20 protein-coding genes are annotated in these 17,813 nt (G+C 70.0%); 5 read left to right on the forward strand and 15 right to left on the reverse strand.

What is annotated here, in order from left to right:
• Window position 1 precedes the first annotated feature (1 nt).
• Both VHD82_RS01210 and VHD82_RS01215 read right to left on the reverse strand, forming a co-directional pair.
• Window positions 2-1,168, reverse strand: coding sequence for an NADH:flavin oxidoreductase (locus VHD82_RS01210; protein WP_325696011.1), 1,167 nt, complete (start codon window positions 1,166-1,168; stop codon window positions 2-4).
• Entirely contained in the window at window positions 1,165-1,758 is a 594-nt protein-coding gene (locus VHD82_RS01215) for a helix-turn-helix domain-containing protein (protein WP_325696013.1), read from the reverse strand. The genes VHD82_RS01210 and VHD82_RS01215 overlap by 4 nt, the downstream gene beginning before the upstream one ends.
• Window positions 1,759-1,867: 109 nt before the next feature.
• Here VHD82_RS01215 and VHD82_RS01220 point away from each other — a divergent pair, with 109 nt between their 5' ends.
• On the forward strand, window positions 1,868-2,005 hold the full coding sequence (locus VHD82_RS01220) for a hypothetical protein (protein WP_325696015.1): 138 nt from the start codon (window positions 1,868-1,870) through the stop codon (window positions 2,003-2,005).
• Between the two features lie 29 nt (window positions 2,006-2,034).
• Here VHD82_RS01220 and VHD82_RS01225 read toward each other — a convergent pair whose 3' ends face one another.
• The gene (locus VHD82_RS01225) at window positions 2,035-2,883 is read right to left on the reverse strand and encodes an ion transporter (protein WP_325696017.1); all 849 of its coding nucleotides are present in this window, start codon (window positions 2,881-2,883) and stop codon (window positions 2,035-2,037) included.
• An 82-nt stretch (window positions 2,884-2,965) separates the two neighbouring features.
• On the opposite strand from VHD82_RS01225, the gene VHD82_RS01230 reads away from it, so the two are divergent.
• Window positions 2,966-3,808: an LLM class F420-dependent oxidoreductase gene (locus tag VHD82_RS01230; protein WP_325696019.1), complete on the forward strand. Its 843-nt coding sequence runs from the start codon at window positions 2,966-2,968 to the stop codon at window positions 3,806-3,808.
• 12 nt (window positions 3,809-3,820) lie between these two features.
• Here VHD82_RS01230 and VHD82_RS01235 read toward each other — a convergent pair whose 3' ends face one another.
• Complete coding sequence (locus tag VHD82_RS01235) at window positions 3,821-4,897, reverse strand: zinc-binding dehydrogenase (protein ID WP_325696021.1); 1,077 nt, start codon at window positions 4,895-4,897, stop codon at window positions 3,821-3,823.
• A gap of 69 nt (window positions 4,898-4,966) precedes the next feature.
• On the opposite strand from VHD82_RS01235, the gene VHD82_RS01240 reads away from it, so the two are divergent.
• Window positions 4,967-5,737 carry a helix-turn-helix transcriptional regulator gene (locus VHD82_RS01240; protein WP_325696023.1) on the forward strand — a complete coding sequence of 257 codons (771 nt, stop codon included), beginning with the start codon at window positions 4,967-4,969 and terminating at the stop codon, window positions 5,735-5,737.
• Here VHD82_RS01240 and VHD82_RS01245 read toward each other — a convergent pair.
• Together VHD82_RS01245 and VHD82_RS01250 are read right to left on the reverse strand one after the other, a co-directional pair.
• Window positions 5,725-6,423: a hypothetical protein gene (locus VHD82_RS01245; RefSeq protein ID WP_325696025.1), complete on the reverse strand. Its 699-nt coding sequence runs from the start codon at window positions 6,421-6,423 to the stop codon at window positions 5,725-5,727. The genes VHD82_RS01240 and VHD82_RS01245 overlap by 13 nt on opposite strands.
• Before the next feature lie 88 nt (window positions 6,424-6,511).
• On the reverse strand, window positions 6,512-7,117 hold the full coding sequence (locus VHD82_RS01250) for a hypothetical protein (protein WP_325696027.1): 606 nt from the start codon (window positions 7,115-7,117) through the stop codon (window positions 6,512-6,514).
• A gap of 135 nt (window positions 7,118-7,252) precedes the next feature.
• On the opposite strand from VHD82_RS01250, the gene VHD82_RS01255 reads away from it, so the two are divergent.
• Window positions 7,253-7,834, forward strand: coding sequence for a hypothetical protein (locus VHD82_RS01255; RefSeq protein WP_325696029.1), 582 nt, complete (start codon window positions 7,253-7,255; stop codon window positions 7,832-7,834).
• A 191-nt stretch (window positions 7,835-8,025) separates the two neighbouring features.
• A complete protein-coding gene (locus VHD82_RS01260; RefSeq protein WP_325696031.1) occupies window positions 8,026-8,514 on the forward strand; it encodes a monooxygenase family protein in 489 nt (162 codons plus the stop codon).
• A 234-nt stretch (window positions 8,515-8,748) separates the two neighbouring features.
• Here VHD82_RS01260 and VHD82_RS01265 read toward each other — a convergent pair whose 3' ends face one another.
• The 9 genes from VHD82_RS01265 to VHD82_RS01305 form a co-directional block, all read right to left on the reverse strand.
• Window positions 8,749-9,735: a PHP domain-containing protein gene (locus VHD82_RS01265; RefSeq protein WP_325696033.1), complete on the reverse strand. Its 987-nt coding sequence runs from the start codon at window positions 9,733-9,735 to the stop codon at window positions 8,749-8,751.
• Between the two features lie 10 nt (window positions 9,736-9,745).
• Entirely contained in the window at window positions 9,746-10,621 is an 876-nt protein-coding gene (locus VHD82_RS01270; protein WP_325696034.1) for a DUF3592 domain-containing protein, read from the reverse strand.
• A gap of 63 nt (window positions 10,622-10,684) precedes the next feature.
• Window positions 10,685-12,376, reverse strand: a complete 1,692-nt coding sequence (gene groL, locus VHD82_RS01275; RefSeq protein WP_325696036.1) for a chaperonin GroEL — start codon at window positions 12,374-12,376, stop codon at window positions 10,685-10,687.
• Between the two features lie 12 nt (window positions 12,377-12,388).
• The gene (locus VHD82_RS01280; RefSeq protein ID WP_325696037.1) at window positions 12,389-13,414 is read right to left on the reverse strand and encodes an NAD(P)-dependent alcohol dehydrogenase; all 1,026 of its coding nucleotides are present in this window, start codon (window positions 13,412-13,414) and stop codon (window positions 12,389-12,391) included.
• Window positions 13,411-14,127: a metal-sulfur cluster assembly factor gene (locus VHD82_RS01285; RefSeq protein WP_325696038.1), complete on the reverse strand. Its 717-nt coding sequence runs from the start codon at window positions 14,125-14,127 to the stop codon at window positions 13,411-13,413. Before VHD82_RS01285 ends, VHD82_RS01280 begins: the two co-directional genes overlap by 4 nt.
• Window positions 14,124-15,161: an amidohydrolase family protein gene (locus VHD82_RS01290; RefSeq protein ID WP_325696039.1), complete on the reverse strand. Its 1,038-nt coding sequence runs from the start codon at window positions 15,159-15,161 to the stop codon at window positions 14,124-14,126. The genes VHD82_RS01285 and VHD82_RS01290 overlap by 4 nt, the downstream gene beginning before the upstream one ends.
• Window positions 15,162-15,175: 14 nt before the next feature.
• Window positions 15,176-15,547, reverse strand: a complete 372-nt coding sequence (gene mimD / locus VHD82_RS01295; RefSeq protein ID WP_325696041.1) for a propane 2-monooxygenase effector subunit MimD — start codon at window positions 15,545-15,547, stop codon at window positions 15,176-15,178.
• Complete coding sequence (locus tag VHD82_RS01300; protein ID WP_325696043.1) at window positions 15,544-16,713, reverse strand: toluene hydroxylase; 1,170 nt, start codon at window positions 16,711-16,713, stop codon at window positions 15,544-15,546. The genes mimD and VHD82_RS01300 overlap by 4 nt, the downstream gene beginning before the upstream one ends.
• The gene (locus tag VHD82_RS01305; RefSeq protein ID WP_325696044.1) at window positions 16,710-17,756 is read right to left on the reverse strand and encodes a 2Fe-2S iron-sulfur cluster binding domain-containing protein; all 1,047 of its coding nucleotides are present in this window, start codon (window positions 17,754-17,756) and stop codon (window positions 16,710-16,712) included. The genes VHD82_RS01300 and VHD82_RS01305 overlap by 4 nt, the downstream gene beginning before the upstream one ends.
• Between the last annotated feature and the right edge of the window lie 57 nt (window positions 17,757-17,813).

The following is a 17,813-nucleotide window of genomic DNA, read 5'->3' on the forward strand; positions in this document are numbered from 1 at the left end:
CTCAGGGCACCAGCACGCAGCGGGTGCCCCGGTAGATCGTGGGCATGCACTTGTTGCAGTGGATGCACAGGGAGCGCGTCCGCGGATCGGCCTGCAGGCGGCGCGGCAGGTCGGGTTCGCGGAGCAGGGCGCGGGCCATCGCCACGAATCCGAAGCCCTCGGCCATCGCCTGGTCCATCGTCGCCTTCGTGGTGATCCCGCCGAGCAGGATCAGCGGCAGCTCCAGCGCCGCGCGGAACTGGCGTGCGCGCTCCAGCAGGAAAGCTTCCTCGAACCGGTACGCACGCAGGAAAGCCCGCCCGGCCAGCCGCACGCCCCAGCGCTGCGGCGCCGGGAACGTCGCGGCGAACTCGCGCAGCGGGACATCCCCGGTGAACAGGTACATCGGGTTGAGCAGGGAACTTCCCGCGGTCAGCTCCAGCGCGTCGAGGCCACCGTCCGCTTCCAGCCAGCGCGCCACCTGGATCGCCTCGTCGAGCCAGAACCCACCGGGCACCCCGTCGTCCATGTTCAGCTTCGCGGTGATCGCGATCCGGTCGCCGACGGCGTCCCGCACGGCGCGCGCGACGTCCAGCGCCAGCCTCGCCCGGTTGCGCAGGCTGCCACCGTAGTCGTCGTCCCGGCGGTTCAATCTGGGACTGAGAAAGGAACTCACCAGATAGTTGTGTCCAAAGTGGAGCTCCACCGCGTCGAAGCCGGACTCGGCGGCGAGCCGGGCGGCGCCGGCGTGCGCGGCGGTGATCCGGGCCAGGTCCGCGGCGGTGGCGGCCTTGATCGGCTGCAGGCTCAGTGGGCTGAACAGCCTGCTCGGCGCCAGCGCGGGCAGCCGGTTCGAGGCGCCGTTGGCCACCGGGCCCGCGTGCCCGAGCTGCGCGCTGACCGCCGCCCCCTCGGCGTGCACGGCCTCGGTGAGCCGGCGCAGGCCGGGCACGGCTTCGGACCGCATCCAGATCTGGTGCCGGTCGGTCCGCCCCTCGGGCGCGACCGCGCAGTAGGCGACCGTGGTCATGCCCACCCCGCCCGCGGCGTGCCGGACGTGGAAGTCGATGAGCCGGTCGGTCACCAGCGCGTCAGGCGTGGCGCCCTCGAAGGTGGCCGACTTGATGACGCGGTTGCGCAGCCGGACGGGGCCGAGGGTGGCGGGCCGGAAAACATCGGGCGGGGTCATGCTTTCGCCTCCAAACCGGCGGTGACGAACGCGCGCAGCGCCGCGACGGTCGCCGGTCCCGCGCAGGCGTCCTCGGCCAGCGGGGCGCCGACCGTCTGCAGGATCAGTTCGAACGCGAGCATCCAGCGGCGCCGCGCCTCCGGCACGGAAAGCCCGGGCCGGGCGGCGCGCAGCAACTCCGTCCACGGGCGCAGCCGGAACCAGTGCGCGGTCCACCGCACCTGCCTGCGGCCCAGCACGAACCGGGCCAGCAGGCGCAGGTGCAGCCGGCCCAGCGGGTCGGCGGCCAGCTCGGTGAACGGGGCCAGCACGAGATCGACCAGCTCCGCCACGGCCGGGGTCCAGCCCGCGTTCCGGCGCGCCGACAGGTCCTCCAGCTGCGCCCGCCAGCGCGGCGCGAGGCGGTCTTCGAGCAGCGCCGCGACGAGGTTGTCCTTCGAGCCGAAGTGGTAGTGCACGGCGGCCGGGTTCATCCCCGCGGCGGTGTTGATCGCGCGCACGGAGACCGCGTCGTAAGGAGACTCCCCCAGCAAACGCTCGGCGGCGGCGAGCAGCTGCTCCCGTGTCCCGGGGACGGTTTCGGTGCGCACCCGACCAGTAGAACGTGTTCCACCGGATTTTTCAATCACTGATTGAAACACTGCTGGACACGAGCCCGATCTCACCGCCGGGCCACAGCGGCCGCGCCACAATCGGTGCGTGCAACGAGACCAGCCGGGACTCTCGCCGCTGCTCGCCGCCGGGGTCGTCGTCTTCGGCATCGTGGCCGCCGGAGTGCAGGGCGATCCGTGGTACTTTCTCGCGGCGGTGATCGTCGCGGTGGCCGTGGTGACCTGACGCCGAACGCCCCCTGGTCCACAGTGGACTCAGCTGCGCCCGTGCCGCAAGCCGTACTCCCGCGCGGCGGCGCGCTGGGTGCGGGCGCGGAGCAGGCGTTCGCTCGTCTCGTCCTCGGTCTCGTTGAGGCCGAGTTCCACCGCGCGCCGGATCTGTTCCCGGTTCTCCCGCACCACCTCGGAGAAGAAGTCGTCGATCCGCGGGTCCAGCAGCACCTCCAGCAGCACCCTGAACGACGTGTCCACCACCGCGCCGACGATCTCGCCGTGGAAGGGCATCCGGCGGAGTTTGCCCAGCTGCGGGTCCAGCGACAGCTTCTCGGTGATGATCGCGCGCAGCTCGGCCTTGTTCTCGTCGAGGGACTTCGCCAGGTTCTCCGGGTAGTTGCCGGTCTCGAGCACCTTGACCACCTCGTCCATCACGGCGATGGTGATCGGTTTCTTGATCGCCCGCACGATCGGCTCGGACATCTTGTCCACCAGCCGGAAGAAGAACTGCTCGCCCAGCGCGCGGTCGGCGGCCCGGCCGATGCGCACCAGCAGCAGCAGGACGAGCACGAACCGGTGCCCCAGCATCACCGGGTGCGTGACCGGGACCATCGCGAACACCTCGTACCAGCTGCGCGCCAGGAACTTCCGGGTCCAGCCTCGTTTGCGCCACCGCCACAGGAAATCGATCAGGAAGAGCCCGCACACCACGCAGTCGGCGCGGAACATCCACATCTCGGCCTCGTACGAGGGCGGGCTGAGCAGCAGGTACGCCGGCAGCCCCACCGACACCACGGCGAGCCCGAACATGATCCAGTCGTCCGCGCGCACGTTGCCCGGCAGGATGCCGCTGTTGAGCTCCGGCTCATGGGGACCGGCAGGGTTGGCCATGGGCCCGATCATGACATGGACCACCCCGCCGGGCGCGTTCGTGACACGATGTTGGAGCGCACTCCAGGTTTACCATCGGGTCATGCGTTTCGCCTTCAAGACATCCCCGCAGGACACCGAGTGGGCCGACATGCTCGCGGTGTGGCAAGCGGCCGACGACATCGAGCTGTTCGAGTCCGGCTGGACCTTCGACCACTTCTACCCGATCTTCTCCGATCCCACCGGCCCGTGCCTGGAGGGCTGGGTCACGCTCACCGCGCTCGCGCAGGCGACCAGGCGGCTGCGGCTGGGCACCCTGGTCAGCGGCATCCACTACCGGCACCCGGCGTTGCTCGCGAACATGGCCGCGACACTGGACATCGTCTCGGGCGGACGGCTGGAGATCGGCATCGGCGCCGGCTGGAACGAGGAGGAGTCCGGCGCCTACGGGATGCGGCTGGGCACGGTCAAGGAGCGCAGCGACCGGTTCGAGGAGGCCTGCGAGGTACTGGTCGGTCTGCTCACCCAGGAGACGACCACGTTCCAGGGCGAGCACTACCAGCTGGCCGACGCGCGCTGCGAGCCCAAGGCCGTGCAGCGCCCGCACCCGCCGATCTGCATCGGCGGCAGCGGGGAGAAGCGCACCCTGCGCACCACCGCGAAGTACGCCCAGCACTGGAACTTCGTCGGCGGCACGCCGGATGAGCTCGCGCACAAGCTCGACGTCCTGCACGCGCACTGCGCGGACGTCGGGCGGGACCCGAAGGAGATCACGATCTCCAGCCACGTCCGGCTCGGCCCGGACGGCGACTTCGGCAAGGTGGCCGCCGAGGTCGAGGCGCTCGGCGAGCGCGGGCTCGACCTCGCGATCATCTACCTGCCGCCGCCGCACACCCCGGATGTGCTGGAGCCGCTGGCGAAAGCGCTCTCCCCGCTGGCCTCCTGAGCCGGCCCCGGCTCAGGGCACGAGCGCGGCGAAGTGCGGGCCCGTGCTTTCCGCCGCCGTGCGCAGCCCTGCGCCGGGGTCGTCCAGCGACACGCGCCGGACATCGAGGACATCGAGGTCGATCAGGCCAGCCCGCACCAGTTCCCATACCGTCAGCACGGTGGACGGCCCTGCCATCCAGGAGCCGAGGATGGTCTGGCGGCGGCGCATGATCTGCCCGTAGGGCAAGGGAAGCTCGTGCCGCACGCCACCGACGAGCACCATCGTCCCCGCCGGGCGCAGTGAGTCGTACCCGGCCATGGTGGCGTCCGGGCCGGGCACCATGCCGAGCGCGTCGAGCACGATGTCCGACCCGCCGCCCGCGCCGAGGATGGCGGCGGCGTCGGCCGCCCGGTCACCGGTGAGCGCCACCGGGACCACCCTGCGGTCCAGCTGGGCGAGTTCGTCCAAAGTGGACCTGTTCCGGCCCGCCGCGACCACCCGCGCCGCTCCCCTGGCGAGCGCCACGAGCAGCGCCGCGGTGCCCATCTGCCCGGTGGCGCCGACGATCGTGACGACGTGGCCGGGCCCCTGCCCGGCCCGGACCAGTCCTTCGGCCGCGACCGAGAGCCAGCCCAGGAACGCCAGCCTCGCCGGGTCCGGGTACTCCTCCGCGCCGGACAGCGTGACCAGGGATTCCTTGGGCGCCAAGGCGAATTCGGCGCAGGCCCCGTCGCGCCACGCCGCCTGCATGGCCCTGGTCTCGTCGCTGGGGGTGCCGTCCCAGCCGACCCCGGTCCAGCCGACGAGGATCTCCTGGGGATCGTCCACGCGGCCCGCGTCCAGCAGCGCCGTGTTCAGCACGAGGTCACCCGGCCGCACGTTGAACACGTCCGCGGCCACTTCCTCGACCCGCCCGAGACAGCCAGGGCCGAGGATCGCCGGCGCCGGGAAGCTGTAGTTCCGCCTGCCCGAGACGACCTCGCGCGTGTAGGCCGGCACGTGCACGGCGAGGACTTCGAGGAGCGCGCCGCCGCCGCGCAGCCCGGGTTTGGAGACGTCGGTGCAGCGGAGTTCGCCGCCGATTTCGCTGATGGTCCATGCTCGCATGGACCCCAGTCTCGACGTGTTTTACCCTGGTATCCAGAACGCAGTTATTCTGGTACTGGAGGTGCCATCTTGTCCGCTCCGGCGATGCGGCGGCGCGAGCTGGGCGCCTTCCTGCGCAGCCGTCGCGCGCGGCTGACCCCGGCCGACGTCGGCCTCCCCGGAACCGGCCGGCGGCGCACGCCGGGGCTGCGGCGGGAAGAGCTCGCGCTGCTCGCCGGGATCAGCGCCACCTGGTACACCTACCTCGAACAGGGCCGGGACATCCGCCCGTCGGGCCAGGTCCTGGGCTCCCTGGCCACGGCCCTGCGGCTGTCGGACTCCGAGCGCGAGCACCTGCTGGCCCTGGCCTCGGACAGCGAGGCCGAGCTGGCGCCGGAGTGGCTGCCCGCGCAGGTCGCCGCCATCCCCGCGCTCGTCGAGCCGAACCCGGCCTACATCACGGGCGCGAGCTACGACGTACTCGCCCGCAACAAGGCCGCCGACGAACTGTTCCCCGGGCTGGACGTCGCGCCGGTGCCGAACGTGGCGCGCTGGATGTTCACCGACGACCGGTCGCGGTACGTGCTCGTCGACTGGGAACGTGAGGCACAGGGTCTGCTCGCGCGGCTGCGGGTGGCCGCGGGCCGCCACCCCGGGGATCCACGGTTCACGCGGCTGGTCGAGGAGTTGCACGCCCAGAGCCCGGAGGTCCGGGACTGGTGGCCGCGCTACGACATCCAGACCACCCGCGGCGGGACGAAACGCCTGCGGCACCCCAGCCGCGGCCAGATCACGCTGACCCACACGGCTTTCCACCTCGCCGACGCGCCGGAGCAGACGCTCGTCATCTACACCGGCTGACGCCCGCGCACGTTCGCGGGACGGCGTTGCGCCGGAGGCATCGGCGCCGCCTCGAACTCCAGCACGGCCTGCGGGTTCAGCCAGCCGCCGAGCCGTTCCCGCAGCGCGTGCTGCAGGTCCACGATCTTCTCCGGCGAGGGCACCAGCCGCGCGGGCGCGCCCTGGGCGATCGCGGTGAGCAGCACCCGTTGCAGTGCACAACCGGCACGCAGCTGGGCGTGCGGGCTGTCGGCGAACGAGCTCAGCACCATCAGCTGTCCACTGTGGACCGTCTCCTCGCCGGGCAGGCAGGACACGCCGAGCGGGATCAGCTCCGCGCCCTCCCGCGCGGCAGCGCCGAAAACCGAGGGCAGCGGGGTGTGGGCGCGGCGCCCGTCGAGGGCCTGCGCCAGCGCGCTGTCCACCGCGCCCGGCCGGCTCCGCGCGCGGACCGACAACGTGGCCAGCAGCTCCGGCCGCTCCCGGTCCGGGAGGAAGACCGCCGTCGCGGCGTAGCCCGCGGCCGCGAGGACCAGCTGCCCGCTCAGCACGGCGGCGCCACCGGTCAGCCGCGCCTGCCGGGACTCGTCATCCGGGTCGAGCAGTACGTCCATCCGGCCGCCGGTGGCGACCAGGCGCCACGGCTGCCCGCGCCGCGCCGCGCGTGCGGCTTCCAGCGCGGCGGTGAAATCGGGGATTCGGGTCATCGGGAGGCTCCTGCCCACATGCGCTGGCACCTACCCTGGCGCCAGGCGCCGAAACAGTCCAGGGCCTTTTTCCCTCAACCGGGTGTCCTCAGAATTTTTCCACCTCCCGGCTGAGTTTCGCCCAGTCCCGTGCCCACGCCGCGGCGCGGCGGCTGTCGAACAGGAAGTGCGCCGCCACGAGCAGCAGGCCGCAGGCCAGAACCACCCCGAGCCACAGGAAGAGCCCGACGCCGATCGCGATCCAGATGACGTCACCCGCGGCCAGCGGTGGCGGCACCGGATTCCCCGAGCGGTCCAGCCAGATGTGGACGGTGTCCCCAGCCGGGGTGCCCGCGTCGGCGCCGACGGCACCCCGGCGTTCGCTCCCGTCGGGCAGCCGCCACACGGCGTCGACCTGGTACAGCACCCCTGTCGTGCCGACCGCGTCCGGCGCCGCGGCGAGCAGGCGCGCCGTCGCGGGCAGGCGGTTCTCCCGCTGTTGTTCCGCCTGTGCCGCGAAATCCCCGTACGTCCGCGAACCGGCCGTGAGGGCGACCGGGATCGCCATCAGCACCACGAGCACCGCCACGACGAGCAGGGCGGCCTCCGTTTTGTCCCAGCCGCGCGCCAGCGGATTACCCGCGGGCCAGATCCGGTGCAGGAAGCGGGAAACGGTCATCACGACACCTCCCTGGCCCTCAATCTCGTCGGTCACGGCCGCGGATCTAAGGGCCATTGGTCCCGGAAAATGCCCGGGCATCCCGCGCCGTGGTGCGTGACCTTCTGCCCTAGGCGGCCCTCGCCCGGCACGGAAAGGTGCGTAAGGCCGGCCAGGAAAGGGGAACCCGCCGTGGCCACCGAAGACCGCGCCCTGATCGATGCCTTCACGCCCTGGTACGACTTCGCGCTCGCCGAACATCTCCTGGTGCCGGCGCCGCCGGCGGAAACCTACGATTCGGTGGCACCACTGCGTTCCGGCTGGCGCGCCGCGCCGCTGGGCACGCTCGCGTGGGTGCGCGGCAGGCCGGTGCGCCTGCGGCCGCCGGGCGCGGTGCCCGCGTTCGAGGAACTCCTGCTCGGTGGCGAGTGGATCCTGCTCGGCGAGCGCCCCGGCGAGGAACTTCTACTGGGTGTGGCGGGCCGGTTCTGGACCCAGGTCCCGCAATGGCATCCGGTCAGCCGCGCGGAGTTCACCACCTACGCGCGGCCGCGATCCGGCACGATCGCCATCGCGCTGGAGCTGCACGCGGTGGCCGAACGCGGCACCCTCATCACCTTCGAGACCCGCTGGACGGTGATCGACCCGGTCGCCCGGCACTGGGCGGAATGGTATTGGCAGACCATCAAACCGTCGATCCGGCTGATCGCCCGGCAGATCCTGCACGCCGTGCACACCTCGACCGCGCCCGGGCTCGCGGGAACCGACACGTGAGCAGCCCGGGGATCTCGCCTGGCGATTCGCGGTTTCCGGTCGGAACCAACGAAAATCGCCGGTACCCGGTTTTCTTTCCGCCGGTTCGCCGGATCTGGTGGCCGCACCCGTTGATGCGCCACCATGACAAACAAGCCATAACGACCGGCTCGCGAGCGAACGCAGGAAACCCCGAGGACGCAGGAGTAGCCATGGCGGAACGACACAAAGGCAGATGGACAGCCGAAATCGACGGCGATTTCGTCGTATTCCTGATCGGCCCGCTGCCCAGTCCGCGCCATCCGGTGGCGTGGTTCCGTGACCTGGGTGGCCGGCGCGGGATGAAGCACATGCTGGACCAGGCGATGGCCGACCCGGACAGCGGACTGCTCGGCTACACCTTCGGCTTCCCGGTGATCGTGCAGTACTGGCGCAGCTTCGAGCACTTGGAGGCGTACGCGAGTGATCCCGGGCTTTCCCACGCCCCGGCCCGGAAACAGTATTGGCAACGCGCCAGCCGGCACGGTTACGCAGCCGGCATCTGGCACGAGACGTTCCTCGTCCGGGCAGGCGAGTACGAGGCGGTTTACGGGAACATGCCCGGCTTCGGCCTGGGTACCGCCCGGGGCAGCCAGCTCGTGCGCGCCGGCGCCTCAGCCCGGGATCGCCTGCGCCGCAACAGAAAGGAACCGACAAGCTGAGACACTTTCAGCGAACCCGCGCCCCGGCGACGCAACGCGAGCACCCCGCGCCCACATCCCCAGCCGCACTTGCGGTCGCGGGGGCCGGGTCGAGACATCTTTCCCGCCTTGACGCGGCGCCGCGACCGCGAACACTGAAGGATCAGGGCGAGGGTGGGGTACCTTGGCGCGGCCACGCCCGCCCGTTGCCGTCGCAGCGCAACCCCCTTGCAGCGCAAGAGAAAACGACCCGCTTCAACCCACAAGATCCTCCGCGGTCCGCGTGTTCCGCACCCGCTCGGCGCCGATCCCATACTGCTCGGCGCGCACGCATCCCGAGTTCTGCCAGGTCAACTGGCCGGGTGCGTGCGCGTCGGTGTCGATGGCGAACTCGCAGCCCAGCTCCACGGCCAGGCCCAGGAGATCGTCGGGCGGGTCCTGGCGTTCCGGGCGGCAGTTGATCTCGACCGCCGTCCCGCTCTCCCGGCACGCGGTGAACACGGCCTCGGCATCGAACGCCGACTGCGGCCGGCCGCGCCCGGCGATCAGGCGCCCGGTGCAATGGCCGAGCACGTCGGTGTGCGGGTTGCGGACCGCCGCGAGCATCCGTTCGGTCATCGGGCCCGCGTCCATCCGGAGTTTCGAATGCACGCTCGCCACCACGACGTCCAGGCGCTCCAGCAGGTCCGGGCGCTGGTCGAGCGAGCCGTCGTCGAGAATGTCCACCTCGATCCCGGTCAGGATCCGGAACGGGGCGAACTCCTCGTTGAGCTCGTCGATCAGGGCCAGCTGCTTCTCCAGCCGTTCGGCCGAAAGCCCGTGCGCGACCTGCAGGCGTGGTGAATGGTCGGTCAGCGCCAGCCACTCATGCCCCAGCGCCCGCGCCGCCTCGGCCATCTCCCTGGGCGGGCTACCGCCGTCGGACCAGTCGGAATGGGAGTGACAATCCCCGCGCAACGCCTTCCGCAGCCCGGTCTGTCCGACTTCGGTGACGGCGCCCAGCACCTTCGTCAGGTACTCGGGCTCCTCCCCCGCGACCGCCTGCGCGATCACTTGCGCGGTGGCCTCACCGATGCCGGGCAGCTTCTTCAGCGTTCCGGCCCGGGCACGCTCGGCCAGCTCACCGCCGGGCAGCTCCGCCGCCGCGGCCGCGGCCTTGCGGAAGGCGCGCACCCGGTACGTCGGCGCCCCACTCCGTTCGAGCTGGAACGCGATCTGCCGCAACGCCCACACCGGATCCATGCCCTCTGCCTTACCCCAGTCCGGCGTTCTTCGCAGGCCAAACCATCGCGGGGACGGCAAGCGGCCGCTTACCCGGGCGAGCGAAGAGCACGACCATCGCCTTACCGCCGCCGCCGACCCACGCCTGCGCGGGAGCCTTCGGGGCCACGTGACTGGAAAAGACGTCGCACAGCCTGGAGCTTTCACCACCCGGATATCGCACGGTCATGACCGCGCGGCGCTTCGGCATCCTGGTCACCGACACGGACGCGGAACGCCACCCGGTACGCCGGACCGCCGCGTGCCGACGGTGCCAGCGCGCGACCGCGGCCCACGAACCCAGCACGCCGACGGACCCCACGATCGCCGACCCGATACACAGCGCCATCAGCCCGCCGCTGGTGTTGCCGTCCGCCTCGGTGCGCACGCGGCCGGGATCCGCGGGATCGACGATGACGGTGACCAGCTGACCGGCGGTGAACCCCCGTTTCGGGCCGAGTGTGATGGTGGCCGTGTGTTCGCTACCCGCCACCGGGTAGCGCACGTCGATCGACCACGCGCCCTTGTACGGCGTGGACTCCGCGACCACGGTGCCCGTCACCCGGGTGCCGGTGTCCAGCAGATGCCGCGCCGCACCGGAAATCCCGCTCGCCCCGATCGTCCCGCCGGCGATGGGGATCAGCCACAGCATCGCGATGCCCACCGCCCGCCAGGCGAAGACCCGCAACCTGGGAATCTCGGCGGCGAGTGCGGGCAGCTCGCCCGGATCGGGCGAAAACACGACCTGCTGCGGCGCGCGCGGCCCGCGCCGCAGCACGGCCCGGACGCCGGCGAAGAGCGCGGGAACAGCCAGGAGCGCCAGCAGCACACCTGAACGCCCGAACCCTCCGGCGCGCCGAGCTGTCACCCGTTGATCATGCCGCACGACGCTTTCCCGGGGAAGCACCCCGCCCTTCCCCGGGAAACGCCCCTATCCGACCGAAGGACCGAGTCCCAGCGACTGCGGCGTGCTGGCGTCCGGTGAAGGCTGGTGCAGGCCTTCGTCGAGCGGGCCGTATTCGGTCATCAGTGCGGGGCTGCCGCCCCAGGGGGTCGGCTCCTCCGCGATCAGGGAGTTGGTGGTCAGCAGCAGCCCCGCGACCGACGCCCCGTTCTGCAGCGCCGAGCGGCACACCCGCAGCGGGTCGATGATGCCCATCTCGATCATGTTCCCGTACCGCTCGAGCAGAGCGTCGAAACCCTCGTCGCCCTCCAGCGCGCGGGTGCGTTCCACGACGTCGTGCGCCGCGTATCCGGCGTTCAGCGCGATCAGGTAAGCCGGCTCGGCCAGCGCGCGCCGGACGATTTCCGCGCCCGTCGCGTAGTCGCCCTCCAAACCCAAGCCGGACAACACCTTCTCCGCGTGCAGCAGGGCCGCGCCACCACCGGCGACGATGCCCTCGGCCATCGCGGCCCTCGTCGCCGAGAGCGCGTCCTCGACCCGGTGCTGCAGCTCCTTCAGCTCCGCCGGGGTGGCCGCGCCGACCTTGATCAACGCCACTTTCCCGGTCAGCGCGCCGATCCGTTCGGTCAGCACGTCCTCGTCGATGCCGTACTGCGCGCGCTCCAGCTCGGCCCGCAGCTGGTTCACCCGGAACTCCACCGCCTCGGCCGAACCGGCGCCGCCGACGATGGTGGTGCCGTTCTCGTTCACCCGGACCTGCCGTGCCCGGCCGAGGTGCTCCAGGGTCATGGTCTCCATGGTGAACCCGGAATGCCGCGACAGCACCTGCCCGCCGACAACCGCCGCGAGGTCCTCCAGTTTGTGCAGCCGGCGGTCGCCGAACCCGGGCGCCCGCACCGCGACCGACTGGAAGGTCCCGTTGACGTGGTTGTGCACCAGCATGCTCAGCGCCTGGCCTTCGACCGTCTCGGCGATCAGCACCAGTGGCCGGGGCGCGCGCATGATCTTGTCCAGCACCGGCATCAGCTGCTGGACCTTGGTCACCTTTTCCGCGCACATCAGGATGTACGGGTCGTCCAGCACCGCCTCCAGCCGGCCGGGATCGGTGACCAGATAGGGCGAGAGGTACCCGTTGTCGAACTCGAAGCCCTCCACGAAATCCACCGACATGCCCAGCCGCGGCGACTCCTCGACGGTCACCACGCCACCGTCGCCGACGGTGTGCAGCGCCTTGGCGATCACCGCTCCCACGGCGTCGTCGTCGTTGGCGGAGATCGCGGCCACCCTGGCGTAGTCCTGTTCGGTGACCACCGGGTGCGCGGCCTTCTCCAGATGCTCGACGAGCCTGCCGACGGCGTGGTCGATGCCGCGCTTGACCAGCACCGGGTTGCCGCCCTGGCCGATGGCGCGCATCCCCTCGCGCACGATGGCCTGTGCCAGCACCGTCGCGGTGGTCGTGCCGTCGCCCACCACGTCGTTTGTCTTGATCGCGGCTTCCTTCACCAGCTGCGCGCCCATGTTCTCGAACTGGTCCTTGAGGTAGATCTCGCGCGCGATGGTGACCCCGTCGTTGGTCACCACGGGCGAACCGGTGATCTTCTCGATGATCACGTTGCGCCCCTTGGGACCCAGCGTGGATTTCACCGCCTCGGCGAGCTTGTCCACTCCGGACAGCAGGAGTTGGCGGGCGTCGGCGCCGAAACGCAGTTCCTTGGCCATCGTGGCTGCTCCCTAGGGCGTGAGGATCGCGCGGCCGCGGACCCGGCCGGCGTCGAGGTCGGCCAGCGCGTCGAGCGCGGCGTCCAGCGGGTATTTCCGGGTGTGCAGGGTGACTTTGCCCGCCTGCGCGAGCACCATCAGCTCCACCAGGTCGTTGTAGGTGCCGACCAGGTTGCCCACCACGTTGCGCTCGGTGGAGATGATGTCGATCGTCGGGATGTCGATGTTGCTGCCGTACCCGATGACGAAATGCGAGCCACCGCGGCGGGTCATCGCGAACGCGTCCTGCTGCGCGCCCTGCTCGGCGACGAAGTCGAGCACCACCTCGGCGCCGTTGCCCCCGGTCAGGTCCAGCACCGTCTCGACCTGTTTCCCGTCGGCCGGCACCGTTTCGTCGGCGCCGAGCTGCTCGGCCAGTTTGAGGGCTTCGGCGTTGCGGTCCACCACCACGATGGTCGTGGCCGTGAGCGCACGCAGCGACTGGATGCCGATGTGCCCGAGCCCGCCCGCGCCGTTGACCACGCACACGGTGCCCGGATACAGCAGCGGAACCGCCTTGCGCACGGCGTGATACGCGGTGATCCCGGCGTCCGCCAGCGCCGCCACGTCGGCGGGCTGCGTGGCGGGATCCAGTTTGATGCAGGCCCGCGCCGAGGTCAGCAGGTACTCCGCCATCCCGCCGTCGCAGTCGATGCCGGGGAAGGCGCTGTGCTCGCAGTGCATGTCGTCCCCTGCCCGGCACGCATGGCAGAGCCCGCAGGTGGGCGTGGGGTGCAGGATCACCGTGTCGCCGACCTCCACATTGGACACCGCGGAGCCGATTTCCTGTACCCAGCCCGCGTTTTCGTGCCCGATGGTGTAAGGCAGGGTGACGCCCGATTTCTCCGCCCACTGCTCTTCGATGATGTGCAGATCGGTGCGGCAAACCCCGGCGCCGCCGATCCTGACGACGACGTCGAAAGGCCCCTTCGCGGTGGGCTCCGGCACTTCCTCGACGACGGGCTGGCGGTGGTACTCGTGCAGCCGGACGGCCTTCATCCCGTGCCCTCCTGTTCTCCGATGTGCGGATAGCGCGCGTGCAACATGCCGCGGCAGACTCCGGAGTTGGCCTCCTGGCTGGTCCGGGTCAGCCGCGCGAAACGCAGGTGGCGGTCGAGCCCACCGGACCCGACGGGCGCACCGGTCACGGCATCGACGAGCAGCGGATCGGAATCCCCCGCGGGCAACCCGATCTCGCGCCGGCGCTCCCGCAGCCGGTCGACGTCGCCGCCGGGCGGGACGTCGCCGAGGGCCAGCGACGCCAGCCGGTCGCGGGCGAACCCGGACGCCAGCAGCCGGCGGCAGACTCGGTCGGTCCCGGCCAGCACCGCCTTGCGCACGAAATCGGCGCGCAGCTGGTCGAGCTCGCCGACGGCCTCGCCCTCGAACGAGGCGACGAAACCGGCGCGGGCGGCCACTCCCCGGTTGATCGCGTCCGCGGCGAAGTGGTCCTCCAGCTCCACGTCCGTCTCGGCCACCCCAGGCACGGCCGACACCGCGTCGTAGGAGTCGGCCACCATCAGGAACGCGAAGTTGGGCGCGCAGAAATAGGTCGGCAGCCGCAGCCGCACCACGGCTCTGCCGGCCTCGCTCACCTCCGCCCGCGACACGAAACCCAGCTCTGTCAACGGTTCGTCCAGTTCCGGGTCTCGTACCGTGCCGAGCGCCGACCAGACGGCCGCAGCCGTCCGGCCGGTCTCCACCGTGGTCATGATTGCGGCACGCCCACCGGCTCGACGACCTCCGGTGCCCTGAGGTCCAGCTCCGGCGGCACCTCGATGTCGTAGAGCCGGGCCGCGTTCAGGCCGAGGATCTTCTTCTTCTGCGCCACCGTGAGCGGCGGGAAGTCGGACAGCTCGTCGTCGGGGGGCATGTTCCAGTCGACGAAACCCTCCACCTGCCACTTCGGTTCCCAGATCGCGTAGTCGGCACCGAAGATCAGCTTGTCCTCGCCGAGCCAGAACATCAGCTCGCCCATCACCTTCGCGAAGAACTTCGGCCGGGCGTGCATCAGCCCGCCGATGACCACCGCGAGGCCCGCGTAGACGTTGCGCTCCTGCGTCGCCATGAAGCAGAAGTCCTCGATCCGCGGCAGGCCCACGTGCTCGACGATGAAGTTCAGGCCCTGGAAGTTGGTCGCCACGTAGTCCACATCGGACACGTCGAAGGCGTCCTTGTCCAGCGGCCAGATCGTCGGGCCCTTGTGGATGTGCACGTTCTTGACGCCGAGCTCCTCGCACTTCTCCAGGTACCGCGCGGCTTCCGGGTCCTTCAGGCTCCAGCCGCGCGAATCCCCGCGCCACTCCGCGGTGTAGAGCTTCACGCCCTTGCAGTCGTAGCGCCTGACGCGTTCCTCGAACGCCTTCATCCCCGCGTCGCCTTCACGCGGGTCGAACGTGGTGTTGACGAGGAACCGCCCGGGGTGCCGCTCGGCCATCGCGCCGTCGGTCTCGGTGGTGTTGAACCCGTTGGTGTACCACTGCCGCAGGTTCGTCGGCTGGAAGATCGCCTTGTCCACGTGCCCGACCTCGAACAGGTCGTGCATCATCAGCTCCTCGGAGTACTTCTGGAACCGGTCGATCGGCCAGTGCGTCTCGGCCGGGCCGAGGCCCTGGTAGGCGTGGAAGCATTCGATCCAGCCCTTGGCGTACTCCTCCTGGCCGGGCACCCAGTTCTGCGGGCTGGCGTCCCAGAAGTGCGTGTGCCCGTCGACGACGAAGTACTTCTCGCCATCCTTTTCGTACATTGGCGTGTCCCCCTTTAACGGATCGGCTTGAGGTCGAAGTCGAGGTACTCGGCCGCGTCTTCGGGGTTGGCGAACATGATCGTGCGGTCGTCGAGGTGCACCATCCGCCCGTAGTGGGTGGACATGCTCTCCTCGAACTCCGCGGCGTTGAACCAGCCCTCTTCCTCGCCGGCCGCCTCGTCCACGTCGGCGTAGACGAGATCGAACCGGCCCTTGCCGTCGACCCGGATCATCGACGGCAGCGGGGTGACGACGACGTTGTCCAGCTTGCTCACCACTTCGGCGACGATCGCGCCGACCTGGTTGTTCATCAGGGTGAAACCGCACATGCCGGAAGCGGTGTTGTCGGACTTGAACGGACTCTCGGACGTCTTGAACGTGGTCACTGCGCCAGCTCCTTCGGTGCCTGGAGACCCAGATCGGACAGGATGCCGCTGAAGCGGCTCTTCGCACGGTCGAGACCGTCCTCGAAGCGCGGGGGTTTCGCGTCGGGCTGCGACCACAGCGGCTGCAGCGTGCGCGCGGCGCCGATGGCGCGGGGCACCCAGTCGCTGAGCCACTGCTGCAGCAGCTGCTTGTTGTGCCCGGCGAACTCCTTGTCGTCGACCAGCAGCTGGAACATCGCGCGGGTGTAGCGCAGATCCCGCTCGGCGAAGTCGAACTCCTCGGCGCCGATGAGCGTCGGGGTCACGAAGTCGCCGTTGGCGGGTGCGGCCTGCTGCACCAGGTTGCTGCGGAACAGTTCCCCGACCAGTGGCTCGAAGACGATGTTCGCGGCGAAGATCGCTTCGCACCAGTCGTCGATCCCGGTCAGCTGCTCGGCGAGCTCACGGACGCCCTGCCACGCCGGGTCTTCGTTCCAGGTGCTCAGGTGCGCCGTGCCGTCGAAGCCCTCGATCTCCTCGGTGAGCGTGAGGTTGTAGAGCGCCAGGTCCTGCGCCGCGCGGATACGGTGCATGCTGTTCACCGAGATCGCGTTGTTGTGCATGTTCGTCGGCGCACGGCGGTTCGCGTTGGCGTACAAGTAAAGCCCGAGCCCGTGATCCACGTGCATCCAGGCGCCGACGTGCTGGGCCACGAACTGCACCCAGTTGCGGTTCCACTGCTGGAAGGCCTTCGACTGCCGCGCGGCGTCCACGTTCTGGTTGAGCTGGCGCACCACGTTGGCGTTGTAGCGGTAGAGCGTCAGCTCCCATTCTTCGTTGGGGTCACGGAACTCGTGCCAGCCCAGCGCCGGCCAGTCGTAGCCCTTGCCGCCCGAACCGGGGCCGCGTTCGGGCACCGGGCGGTCACTGCCCCAGGCCTTCAGCTTCGTCCACTCCAGCGGGTAGCCGCCCTTGCCGTCGGCGAAGCCGTACAGCCAGCCCTGGGCCAGGTAGTGCCGCGGGTCCGGCTGGACCTCCACCGTGACGTCTTCGTAGTGGCTCTGCTTGCGCTTGGCGGGGTCGAAATAGTTGAACCGCCGCGAATGCGAGTCGGGGAACTCCTTGGCGCCCGCTTCGGCGTCGGTGAACACCGGCTTGGGCACGCTGCGTTCTTGTGTGGTGGTCATGAGTTCTGCCCTTCGCCCGTCGTCGTGAACTTGTCGTAGAAAATGCGTTTGTCCGCCACCCCGAGTTCCGGCAGCAGTTCCAGGGCCGCTTCCACCATCGGCGGTGGCCCGCACACGTAGGCGTCGGCCCGCGCCAGATCCGGCTCACGGCGGCGCAGCACGTCGGTGACCATCCCGGTCTCGCCGTCCCAGTCCTCCCCGTCGGGTTCGGAAAGTGCCGGTATGTAACGGAAATCGGCGAGCTTGCCCTCCAGCGTGCGCAGTTCCTCTTCGAAACAGAGGTCGTGCTTACGGCGCACGCCGTAGTAGAACCGGGCTTTGCGCTCGATCCCGCGTTCGGCCATCGACCGCAGCAGCGCCAGTATGGGGGCCATCCCGGCGCCACCGCCGACGAACACCAGGTCCTTGTCCGGCGCGTCCCGCAGCGTGAAGACCCCGAACGGGCCCGTCACGTCGAGGCGGTCGCCCACCCGTACGCGGGAGTCGAGGAAATCCGAGAACAGCCCGCCCGGGTAGATCTTGATGACGAACTCGAGCCTGCCGTTCTCCCTGCTGGAGGTGTTGGCCATCGAGAACGAGCGTGAGTCGCCCGTGCCCGGCACCGCGAAATCCAGGTACTGCCCGGGAAAGAACTTGATCGAGGCCGGTTCGACCAGCCGCACCACGAGATGCCGCAGATCGTGCGTGACGTTGTCGTTGGCCACCACCTCGGCCACCGCCTGCTGGATCGGCAGTCCGGAGTGGATCATCTCCTCGTCGTAGTTGAGCAGTTCGATCGTGAGGTCCTCGTACGCGTGCGCCCGGCAGAGCAGCGTGTACCCCTCCTCCTTCTCGAAGTCGGGCAGCGCGAACGTGGAATACCGGTCGTGCTCGACGTCGTCGCCGTCGAGGATGAACGACTTGCAGGAGGCACACTGGCCCTCCTTGCAGCCGTGCATCAGCATCACGCCCTGTTCGGCCGCGGCGCGCAGGATGGTCGTGTCCTCGTCGGCCTCGATCTCGATGCCGACGGGCTCGAACCGCACGATGTGCTTGTCTCCCATGGCTCCCTCATCGCGTCGGTCCGGTTCGTACAGTGTTCGGTCCGGTTCGTACAGTGT

The organism is Amycolatopsis sp., from assembly GCF_035546795.1.
Taxonomy (GTDB): domain Bacteria; phylum Actinomycetota; class Actinomycetes; order Mycobacteriales; family Pseudonocardiaceae; genus Amycolatopsis_E.

What these genes read in the sequence shown, in the direction of transcription:
- VHD82_RS01210 (WP_325696011.1), bottom strand. Translation starts at nt 1,168, where the DNA reads ATGACCCCGCCCGATGTTTTCCGGCCCGCCACCCTCGGCCCCGTCCGG.
- VHD82_RS01225 (WP_325696017.1), bottom strand. Translation starts at nt 2,883, where the DNA reads ATGGCCAACCCTGCCGGTCCCCATGAGCCGGAGCTCAACAGCGGCATC.
- VHD82_RS01230 (WP_325696019.1), top strand. Translation starts at nt 2,966, where the DNA reads ATGCGTTTCGCCTTCAAGACATCCCCGCAGGACACCGAGTGGGCCGAC.
- VHD82_RS01235 (WP_325696021.1), bottom strand. Translation starts at nt 4,897, where the DNA reads ATGCGAGCATGGACCATCAGCGAAATCGGCGGCGAACTCCGCTGCACC.
- VHD82_RS01245 (WP_325696025.1), bottom strand. Translation starts at nt 6,423, where the DNA reads ATGACCCGAATCCCCGATTTCACCGCCGCGCTGGAAGCCGCACGCGCG.
- VHD82_RS01260 (WP_325696031.1), top strand. Translation starts at nt 8,026, where the DNA reads ATGGCGGAACGACACAAAGGCAGATGGACAGCCGAAATCGACGGCGAT.
- VHD82_RS01265 (WP_325696033.1), bottom strand. Translation starts at nt 9,735, where the DNA reads ATGGATCCGGTGTGGGCGTTGCGGCAGATCGCGTTCCAGCTCGAACGG.
- groL (WP_325696036.1), bottom strand. Translation starts at nt 12,376, where the DNA reads ATGGCCAAGGAACTGCGTTTCGGCGCCGACGCCCGCCAACTCCTGCTG.
- VHD82_RS01280 (WP_325696037.1), bottom strand. Translation starts at nt 13,414, where the DNA reads ATGAAGGCCGTCCGGCTGCACGAGTACCACCGCCAGCCCGTCGTCGAG.
- VHD82_RS01285 (WP_325696038.1), bottom strand. Translation starts at nt 14,127, where the DNA reads ATGACCACGGTGGAGACCGGCCGGACGGCTGCGGCCGTCTGGTCGGCG.
- VHD82_RS01290 (WP_325696039.1), bottom strand. Translation starts at nt 15,161, where the DNA reads ATGTACGAAAAGGATGGCGAGAAGTACTTCGTCGTCGACGGGCACACG.
- VHD82_RS01300 (WP_325696043.1), bottom strand. Translation starts at nt 16,713, where the DNA reads ATGACCACCACACAAGAACGCAGCGTGCCCAAGCCGGTGTTCACCGAC.
- VHD82_RS01305 (WP_325696044.1), bottom strand. Translation starts at nt 17,756, where the DNA reads ATGGGAGACAAGCACATCGTGCGGTTCGAGCCCGTCGGCATCGAGATC.